Origin of the sequence: Arcanobacterium sp. S3PF19, assembly GCF_000758825.1 — a bacterium.
Lineage (GTDB): Bacteria > Actinomycetota > Actinomycetes > Actinomycetales > Actinomycetaceae > Arcanobacterium_A.
The window spans coordinates 208,619-217,381 of sequence record NZ_JRMX01000015.1 but is presented as its reverse complement, the minus strand read 5'-3'; the positions used below and the strand labels follow the sequence as shown (position 1 = coordinate 217,381).

General features: G+C 57.4%; 7 protein-coding genes. 6 read left to right on the top strand and 1 reads right to left on the bottom strand.

The window, feature by feature from the left end; genetic code table 11:
• Nucleotides 1-107 precede the first annotated feature (107 nt).
• From HMPREF1631_RS06685 to HMPREF1631_RS06675, 3 genes are all read left to right on the top strand, one after another.
• Nucleotides 108-986 carry a Sir2 family NAD-dependent protein deacetylase gene (locus tag HMPREF1631_RS06685; RefSeq protein WP_052047215.1) on the top strand — a complete coding sequence of 293 codons (879 nt, stop codon included), beginning with the start codon at nucleotides 108-110 and terminating at the stop codon, nucleotides 984-986.
• Entirely contained in the window at nucleotides 983-1,750 is a 768-nt protein-coding gene (locus HMPREF1631_RS06680) for a class I SAM-dependent methyltransferase (protein WP_052047214.1), read from the top strand. The genes HMPREF1631_RS06685 and HMPREF1631_RS06680 overlap by 4 nt, the downstream gene beginning before the upstream one ends.
• 126 nt (nucleotides 1,751-1,876) lie before the next feature.
• On the top strand, nucleotides 1,877-3,205 hold the full coding sequence (locus HMPREF1631_RS06675; RefSeq protein ID WP_034233790.1) for a threonine/serine exporter ThrE family protein: 1,329 nt from the start codon (nucleotides 1,877-1,879) through the stop codon (nucleotides 3,203-3,205).
• A 49-nt stretch (nucleotides 3,206-3,254) separates the two neighbouring features.
• On the opposite strand, the gene HMPREF1631_RS06670 is transcribed toward HMPREF1631_RS06675, so the two are convergent.
• Nucleotides 3,255-4,856: an aspartate:alanine exchanger family transporter gene (locus tag HMPREF1631_RS06670; RefSeq protein WP_034233930.1), complete on the bottom strand. Its 1,602-nt coding sequence runs from the start codon at nucleotides 4,854-4,856 to the stop codon at nucleotides 3,255-3,257.
• 353 nt (nucleotides 4,857-5,209) lie between these two features.
• Here HMPREF1631_RS06670 and HMPREF1631_RS06665 point away from each other — a divergent pair, with 353 nt between their 5' ends.
• The 3 genes from HMPREF1631_RS06665 to HMPREF1631_RS07275 are packed head-to-tail and all read left to right on the top strand — an operon-like array spanning nucleotide 5,210 to nucleotide 8,761.
• On the top strand, nucleotides 5,210-6,937 hold the full coding sequence (locus HMPREF1631_RS06665) for an ABC transporter ATP-binding protein/permease (protein ID WP_232215463.1): 1,728 nt from the start codon (nucleotides 5,210-5,212) through the stop codon (nucleotides 6,935-6,937).
• Nucleotides 6,924-8,639 (top strand): amino acid ABC transporter ATP-binding/permease protein, encoded by a 1,716-nt coding sequence (locus tag HMPREF1631_RS06660; RefSeq protein ID WP_052047212.1) that lies wholly within the window; start codon nucleotides 6,924-6,926, stop codon nucleotides 8,637-8,639. The genes HMPREF1631_RS06665 and HMPREF1631_RS06660 overlap by 14 nt, the downstream gene beginning before the upstream one ends.
• Entirely contained in the window at nucleotides 8,636-8,761 is a 126-nt protein-coding gene (locus tag HMPREF1631_RS07275) for a hypothetical protein (protein ID WP_255347281.1), read from the top strand. The genes HMPREF1631_RS06660 and HMPREF1631_RS07275 overlap by 4 nt, the downstream gene beginning before the upstream one ends.
• The last annotated feature ends 2 nt before the right edge of the window (nucleotides 8,762-8,763 follow it).

Below are 8,763 nucleotides of genomic sequence, written 5' to 3'. Positions count from 1 at the left end.
CCCGGGAGGAAACCCCGGGTTTCCCTTTTTATATACACACAACACATATCCACACCGTTTCGGACATACGTTTTCGGCGGTCAGATTCCCCGGTTTATAGTGGAAACATGGAACTTTTGGATGCCGATACTCAGGCGAAACTCAATGATCTTGCCCGTTTTATGCGGGGAAGAAAAACAGTACTGGTAACCGGCGCGGGAATGTCTACCGACAGCGGTATTCCGGATTACCGCGGAAAAGGAAACACCGGTATTCCGTCCGTGGAATACGGGCAGTTTGTTTCCGACCCGGTATGGCAGCGGTGGGTATGGGAACGAAACCACCGGACGTGGCAGACCATGCTTTCTCTCGGTCCCACTGCGGCGCACACGGCACAGAGAAAACTGGAACGCGCCGGTCTGCTTACGGGAATCGCCACGCAAAATGTGGACGGTCTGGATATTAAAGCCGGCTGTAAAAACGTGTTTGAAATGCACGGATCGTTTCGAAACGTAGTCTGTCTGGATTGTGGGGAAGTAACAGACCGGGCTGTTTTGCACAAACGTCTTACCGCGAAAAATCCGCACTGTCTGCCGGATCCCAATCCCGCGCACGTGGCGGTTTTGGCACCTGCCGACAGACAGTCCGCTTTGAAATCCAAGTTCCGCACAGTCGGCTGCGCCCGCTGCGGAGGACTGCTGAAACCGGATGTCGTGTTTTTCGGACAGATGCTCCCGCAGGAGACAATGAGCCGGGCAATGCGGGCGGGCGCGGAAGCGGACGTTGTGCTGGCAGTGGGCACGTCTTTTGCGGTAGGCACCCCGCTGTATGTGGTTCGGCAGGCGCTGGGGAACGCAGCGGTGTTTGCGCTCATCAACCTGGGCCCCACTGCCTGCGACGGCTCCGCCGATCTGCGCATTGACGCCGGAGCTTCGCCATGCATGACATATCTGGCGGATCTGCTTTGCCAAACTCCTGCGGAACGGGAAGAAGAGGACCGGAAATGACGTTTTCCCGGCCGGAACGCGGGTCTCGGTGCGCAAATCCGTTTCACGGCATAGGCGCCGGGGCACAGGTATACCGTGATGTGCGTCCCGGATATCCGGAGGAAATAGTGGCCCGGTTAAAGGTGGGGAAGACCGACCGGGTAGCGGACATAGGTGCGGGAACCGGAAAACTGACTGCTCTGCTGTGTGGACTGAGCGAAAATGTGTGGGCAGTGGAACCGGCGCAGGATTTCAGAAAGATATTTCTCAGGGCGCTTCCCGAATTTCCCGCCTCACGGCTGATGCCGACACAGGCGGAAAACACCGGTTTGGAAGACAGCTTCTTTGATCTTGTTACCTACGGTCAGTGCTGGCATTGGCTCTCGGCTCCGCTTGCGGCTGCGGAAGCGGCGCGGATTATGCGTCCCGGAGGAAAAATTGCGGTACTTTACAATCAGCTTGATGTTTCCCTTCCCTGGGTGCTGCAGCTGACACGGATCATGCGCTCGGGCGACGTACACCGGGAAGACAGACCTCCGCAGCTGGGGAGACGCTTTACGCACCCGGAGCTGGTTCTTGGCGCAATGACGGAGAAAATGACTGTGGAAGAAGTGTTTGCCCTGGGAACCACGCGTTCCTCGTGGATTGGATCCGATGCGGAAAACCGGAGAAGGATGAGGGAGAATCTGCGGTGGTATCTGTGTGAGGAGCTGGGATTTGATCCGCAAAACGGAGTAATTTCGCTGCCCTACCGCACTCTGCTGTGGACGGCGAAGCTGAAATAAATCATTATCCTCTGCCGCGTCTTTCGCGGATAAAAGACAGACACAGACTTTCGGACCGGTGCCGTCTCTTTGCGGGAGTATATAATTACGTGGGTTTCTGTAAATTTAGGTGTTCGGAGTTTCGGGATGAATTCTGATTCAACGGAATCGAAAAAAAAGATAGAAGACGGGATTGATGCGAAATCGGCAGCTATCCTTGAATTTGGCAAAATGCTCCTTTCCTGCGGAGCGGGCGGCTACAGAGTAAAAGCTGCTCTTGCGCGTGCGGCAAAATCGCTGGGTCTGACCAAATTTGAATCTCATGTTTCGATGCGGCATATTATGTCCACATCCTGGGAGGGGGATGTGTCACATACGCATTTTACGGAGCAGCGGAAAACCGGCGTAAACGTGGAAAAACTGGACCGTCTGATGGGATTTTGCAATCAGCTCCATCAGAATATGACGGTTGCCGAATTTCGCAGGGGACTGCGGAAAGTTTCCTCCAACGACTGGCATTACCGGGTATGGATAACGGTGATTGCTTCTGCGATTGCCTGCGCGGGATTCTGTTTCCTCAACGGCGGCTACACAGTTGAATGCTCGGCGGTGTTTTTTGCCGCGGGTTTTGGCCAGCTGACGAGAAAATTTCTGCTGAAACGCGGCTATGCCCATTTTTTGGTGTGGATTATGTGTGCGGTTGTGTCTACCGTAATCTACATCGGTCTGCTTGATCTGTATGAATATCTGCATTGGGCGGGGGTATACACACACGAGTCGGGCCTGGCGTCGGCGATTTTGTATCTGATTCCGGGTTTTCCCCTGACTACCGCAATGCTTGACTGGGTTCGCGGCGATTATCAGTCCGCAATGAGCCGGTTCGGCTATTGCATGGTAGTGATCGGATCCGCGGGTCTTTCGGTTTGGGCTGTATGCCATATTGCGCAGTGGAATATCGACCACCCTGCGCTGTACGAGCTTGATCCGCTGGTAAAAACCTGTCTGCGCGTATTCTGTTCGTTTGTGGCGGCCTATGGTTTCGCCGTACTGTTCAATGCGCCCTGGAAAGTATCTTTGGCAGCAGGCATAATCGGTGCTTCGGCCAATACGGGAAGACTGCTGGGGCAGGAATACGCCAACATCCCGTGGCAGGCGGCAGTCGGGCTGGCCGCGCTTCTGATCGGCATTTTGGCCAATCTTCTGGCCTGGAAAACGGAGTATTCGCGTGTTTCCCTTTCCGTGCCTGCAGTGGTGATTATGATTCCCGGTGTGCCTTTCTACCGTGCTCTGGTGGCGGTAAACGAGGGAAAGATAGGCAATGCCCTGGAGCCGCTGGCCGATGTGTTCCTGGTAGTGATTTCGATCGGTTTCGGGCTGGCGATTGCGCGGATTTTACTTGACCCCGCGTGGCGTGTGGATACCGATACTTCAAACCTGCCCCGGACGCTGCAGCGCAAACCGTCGGAAAAAGTATAAGGCGCGCAAGCCGAATCGGCATTTTCCGTTTCGGGCATCCGGATTTGGATCAGAATCCGGCGAAAGACCCCAATATCTGTCCACAGAAGATTTTTGCCACCATGGCGATCGGATACACCATTGCGTATCCCAGGGCAACGCGCGGATCGAATGTTGTCCGGTCGTTGGAAAATGCGAGTACGGCCGGCTGCGTCTGAGTGCCTGCGAGTACACCCGAAAGGCGCGTGCCGCCCATTTTGGCAAAACAGCGCATGGAGAAATACAGACCCGCACCCATAATTGTGGTCACGATTGCACCCAAAACAAGAATCTGCAGCCACGCACCTCCGACAAACGCGTGCAGAATCCGCGAACCTGCGGTGGTACCCGCGTAGGCAAGAAACACAAGCAGACCGAATTCCGAGAGCACCTGACACGTATCGTAGGGGATAGTGGTGATAATTCTTCCCACCTTTCCCACCTTTCCCATAATCAGACCGACGATCAGCGTGCCTGCCGCAGACCCGATGGAAAACTTCAGACCGGAAGGAGTGAGGAATTCCAGTTCTCCGATTAAAATTCCCAAAGTCATTCCGATACCGAGGGCAAACGGGTTGATATTTGTGATTCCGAAAGCGGAGTCGCCCAGGTATTTCGAGATTTTCCGCATTTTTTCGGCCGGTGCGATAACGCGGATTCTGTCTCCCAGACGCAGAGGCTCGTTGGCATGCGCCACGATATCCGTATCTCCGCGGCGGATTCTGGTGATTGTGGCGCCGAATTTATCTTCCAGGGCAATTTCCTGCACGGTGAGATTCGCCAGTTTGGTATTGGAAAGCGTGATCCGCCGGAAATCCAGATAATTGCGGTCACTCATCAGCGAATGGGAGGAAACGTGCCCGAGCAGCTCCACCGCGCAGTCAACTGCCTGCGATGTGCCGACAACCGTAACCATGTCGTCTTTCTGCAGAATATCGGCGTCTGTCGGAACCCAGGTGCGTCCGTCTTCCCCTCTGCGCAGCCGGGAAAAGTGTGCGTCTTCGCCGATTTTTTTCCGTGCCGCCGCAACCGTCATCGCTTCTTCCAATTCCACGCGGACAGTGCGGTTTACAATCGGCGAGGGAGCGTCCGTGTCTTCGCCGCGTTTTGACAGCGCGAGCATCGCCCAGCCCAGCATACCGATTACGCCAAACAGATAGGCGATTGCGTATCCGATCGTGGCGGTGGCCGGATCCCCGGAAGCCTGTCCCGCCGCGGACAGTGCGGGAGTGTTGGTGACGGCACCGGCAAAAGTACCGGCAATCATTGCCCACTTCATCCCCATCATCCGCCCGATTAAGCCCGCCGCGCAGGCCGCCACAGCCACTACGGAGAGCATCAGCAGAACGGGTTTTACCGAAGAACGGATAGTCTGAAAAAAGGACGCCCCGGAAGAAATTCCGATAGCGAAAGCGAAAAGAGCCAGACCCAGTACGCCCAGATCGTGTTCGACACGCAGCTCGTATCCCTGAGCCGCACCCCAGGCAGTGAGCGCGATGGAGAAAAAGAGCACGGCCGCCGCGCCCAAAGAAATACCTCTGATACGCAGCTTGGAAAACAAAGCGCCGAAACCGATAAGGACGAAGAGTAGCAGTACCTGGTTATCCTGCAGTACATGGAAAATGGAAGTCATGGTGCCCCTTTGCAAAAAAGTGAATCCCTGAGCTTTCATTCTACAGCCTCGGAAGGGTCTGTTCGTCCTATTTTTCGAAAACAGATACCGCGGATCCGGGAAAATCGGTATATCGGCAGTTCATGCTCTGTTTTATGTGCGTGGGCGGAAAGGATTTGCATGCAGATGTGTTCCGCGCGGGAAGTAGGCTGTTTTGCTGTGCGCGGGTAAAAAGAGTTGCGCAGAAAGACATGAATTCGTTAGTTTAGGAGCATAACCGGATTTGCGAAACGGCCGGCGGAAGGCGAACACGCTCTGCGCCCGAAAGCGTCTTGGGTCTGCCGGCAGCCGGCAGCGGGAAGGAAGGAGCGGATGTGTCGTCCCAGGTAATTTCCGCCCGGGGGAACCGGGCTGCGGCCACAGTTGCCCTGATGCGGATTCTGGCTTCCGCGGGAATGGGTGCGGTTCTTGTGGTATTGGGCGGCGTGCTGGGCGAATACGCAGACTGCGCCGTCTTTGGAAAATGCCTCTCCTCTCCCGCGGCGTTCACAGGTGCGCGGATTGCGGCTGTGGCCGGCGGCCTGCTGCTGGCTGTGCTTTCTTCCTGCGGGGAAATTTTTTTGGGCGGCCGTGCGGCCCGCAGCGAGGAGATTCGGATCAGACACCGCCTGCTGGCTTCCCTTTACGCTTCGGATAAAATGGCTCTGCGCGACAGCGCGGAATTCTCTCCCGCCCGTCTCGTTACGCTGATGACCGACAACGCCGAACGCGTAACCGAATACCGTCAGGCATATCTGGGATCCACGCTTGCCTCTTTTCTGATACCGTTTTTCGTTTTGGGGTATGTGGCACTTGCCGTTGATCCCGTTTCCGGAACCGTGCTGATGGCGGCATTTGTGTCCGTGCCGCTGACGGTGGGCGGATTTCTGCGTCTTTTTGGCGGAAGGTCGAAGGCTTCGCGCGGGCAGAGGGCGCGGCTGTCCGCGAAGTACCTGGACGCGATACGGAATCTGGTTTCCGTCCGTCTGCTCGGCGCGGGGAAAACCGTGGAACGTGATCTGCGTGAGGAAGGGGAGCGCAACCGGGGAACGGTAATGCGTCTTCTGGCGGGAAACCAGATTATTATTGCCGTGCTCGACGGCGCGGTTTCTTTTTTGGTTATCATTCTTGCCTCCATGCTTGCCGCACTGCGGGTCAGAGCGGGAATAATGGATTTCGGCGCCGCGTTTACGGTGATTTTTCTTATTGTGCTTGTGCTTTCTCCGCTGTCGCAGGTTGCGGGATTTTTTTATGTGGGAATGGGCGGAATTGCCGCGCAGAAGGCGATTAAAAGATATTTGGACGCGCACGGGGAGGGAAACGCGGCGGCGGAAAAATATGCCGTGCAGAGTGCCGCAGATCCGCTGCCGCCGGCCGCCGGCGCAGATCTTGCGGTTGAAGTGCGCGGTCTCAGTTTTGCATACCGCGGCAAAAACGTGCTGAACGGTCTTGACCTGTCCGTGCCCCGGGGGCAGAAAGTGGCCGTGATCGGGGTTTCGGGAGCGGGGAAAAGCACGCTTCTTTCCGTTTTGCGCGCGCAGCTTCCGTTTACCGAGGGAATGGTACGTGTGGGCGGCGTGGATTTTTCCTCCGCGCCGGCAGCCGAAAAACGCAGTCTGTGCGCCTGCGTGAACCAGAAAACATGGCTGTTTGGCGGCACGGTTGCCGACAATCTGCGTTTTGTGTGTCCGGATGCCGACGAAGAGCGGATGTGGGATGCGCTTGAACGCGCCAATATAGCCGAGGAAGTGCGGGCGATGCCCCTGCGGCTGAACACTGATGTGGGCGAGCGCGGTTCGTTTCTCTCCGGCGGCCAGGCACAGAGAATTTCGCTTGCGCGGGCTTTTTTGGCGCAGCGGAAAATTTGGTTTTTGGACGAACCGACGGCGCAGGTAGATCCGGATTCGGAGCGGAAAATTACCGCGGCTCTCGCACGCGCCGGACGGGATATAACGGTGGTTGCCGTAACGCACAGACACTCGCTGCTGCATATTGCGGATGTGGTGTACGAATTGACGGACGGACGCCTGATACGCAGGGAGAACGCACATGGAGAAGAATGAAAACCGTTCCGCCCGCCGGGCAGAGACCGTGCGCTGGCTGCTGTCTGTTACACGCCCGGTGCTGAAGCCGCTGTATTTCTCCGTGCTTATGCGGGCAACCGAACAGATAGCGGCGGCGGCCCTGTTTGCCTTTGCCGGTGCGGCGGTGGTGCAGACGGTACGCGGCCGGTGGTCCTTGGTCTATGCGCTCGCCGTTCTCACGGTCTTGGCGGCGGTAAAAGCGGCCGCCGCGTATCTCGAGCAGTTTTCGGGGCACTATGTGGCGTTTAAATCGCTGGAGCTGCTGCGGACGACGGCGTTTGCCGCGCTGTGGCCGAAGGCGCCGTATGTGACGGGGAAAATGAGAACGGGCGTAATGCTGACGGCACTCACGCGCGATATTGACCGCATTGAGGTGTTTTACGCACACACAATTGCCCCGGTAATTACGGGCGTGGCGGTGACGGGAGTGCTGGCTGCGGCGGGTATCTGCCTGGCGGGGATTGAGATTACCGCCATTCCGGTGCTGCTGCTGTTCTTTGCCGTATTTATTTTGCCGCCGGCCGGATTCGGCAGGGCGCTGCGGGCTACCGGGCGTTCTTTGCAGGCCCGCCGGGAGTTGGCGCAGTGGCTCACGGATTCGGTTTTCGGCGCTGAGGAAGTTGTCGGATACGGACGGGAAAAGGTGCGTTTTGCCGGTCTGCGTAAATTGGATCTGCGCGTGAAAGATACTGCCTGTGCGGCCGTGGCGGTCCGTGCTGCGCGGCGCGGGATAGGGGGAGTTCTTCCCCCGGCCGCAATGACGGCGGTAATCGCAGTCGGGGTGGGCGGGCACCGCGATCCTGCGCTGATCGCGGCTTTGGCCGCGGTGTGTATGCGGATTTTTGAGGGACCGCGTGGGATTGAAGACGCACTCGGCGGCGTGGACTCCGCCTTTGCCGCCGCGCGCAGACTGTATCTGATCTGTCATGAACCGCAGGTGATCCGCGACGGTCCGCAGACTTTTCTGCCCGCCGGTGCGGCGGCGGTGCAGTGGCGCGATGTCAGTTATGCGTATCCCGGCGCGCCGGACAGGCCTGTGCTCGACCGGGTGAATATTCAAATTGAACCGGGGGAGAATGCGTTGTTTGTCGGGCATTCCGGCTCGGGGAAATCAACGCTTATGCAGCTTCTTCTGCGTTACGACGATCCCCGTGCGGGAGAGGTTCTGCTCGCCGGCAGACCGGTGGGGGAATATGAGCTGGATACGCTGCGCCGGGCTGTGGCATTCGTGCCGCAGCGCCCGGAGCTGCTTAATTCCACCATTGCGGGGAATATGCGTCTGGGAGCTCCCGGGGCGGGCGAAGAAGAAATGTGGGAAGCTCTGGAAGTTGCACAGCTGGCCGGGGAAATAAGGGAAATGCCTTTGGGTCTGAACACGCCGACGGGCGTGGAGGGTTCGGCTCTTTCCGGCGGTCAGGTGCAGCGTTTATGCCTTGCCCGGGCTTTGCTTACCAAACCCCGTGTAATAGTGCTTGACGAATTCAGCGCAAATCTGAATGTAGAATTGGAACGGAAGATCAGGGAGAATCTGCGGCATTGGTCCCGGGGCGTTACCCTTTTGGAGATTACGCACCGGGTGGAAAATCCCGCGCACTACGACCGTGTGTTTCGCATTGAAGGAGGACGGTGTGCGCGTATCGGGAACGGAATGCCGGATATTGGGGAAGCGGGTATCCGATGAAGACTGAAAAAGACAGGGAAACTTTCCGCCGTCCGCGGGGGCAGAAAGCAGTGGCGTTTGTGCTCATCGTGGCGTTGGCGGGCTCTGCGGTTGTCAGTGCCGTGGCGCTGGCGCTGAACTAGTT

Bases quoted from the DNA above. Each gene is read 5' to 3' on its own strand.
- HMPREF1631_RS06680 (WP_052047214.1), top strand. From the start codon at position 983: ATGACGTTTTCCCGGCCGGAACGCGGGTCTCGGTGCGCAAATCCGTTT.
- HMPREF1631_RS06675 (WP_034233790.1), top strand. From the start codon at position 1,877: ATGAATTCTGATTCAACGGAATCGAAAAAAAAGATAGAAGACGGGATT.
- HMPREF1631_RS07275 (WP_255347281.1), top strand. From the start codon at position 8,636: ATGAAGACTGAAAAAGACAGGGAAACTTTCCGCCGTCCGCGGGGGCAG.
- HMPREF1631_RS06670 (WP_034233930.1), bottom strand. From the start codon at position 4,856: ATGACTTCCATTTTCCATGTACTGCAGGATAACCAGGTACTGCTACTC.
- HMPREF1631_RS06660 (WP_052047212.1), top strand. From the start codon at position 6,924: ATGGAGAAGAATGAAAACCGTTCCGCCCGCCGGGCAGAGACCGTGCGC.
- HMPREF1631_RS06685 (WP_052047215.1), top strand. From the start codon at position 108: ATGGAACTTTTGGATGCCGATACTCAGGCGAAACTCAATGATCTTGCC.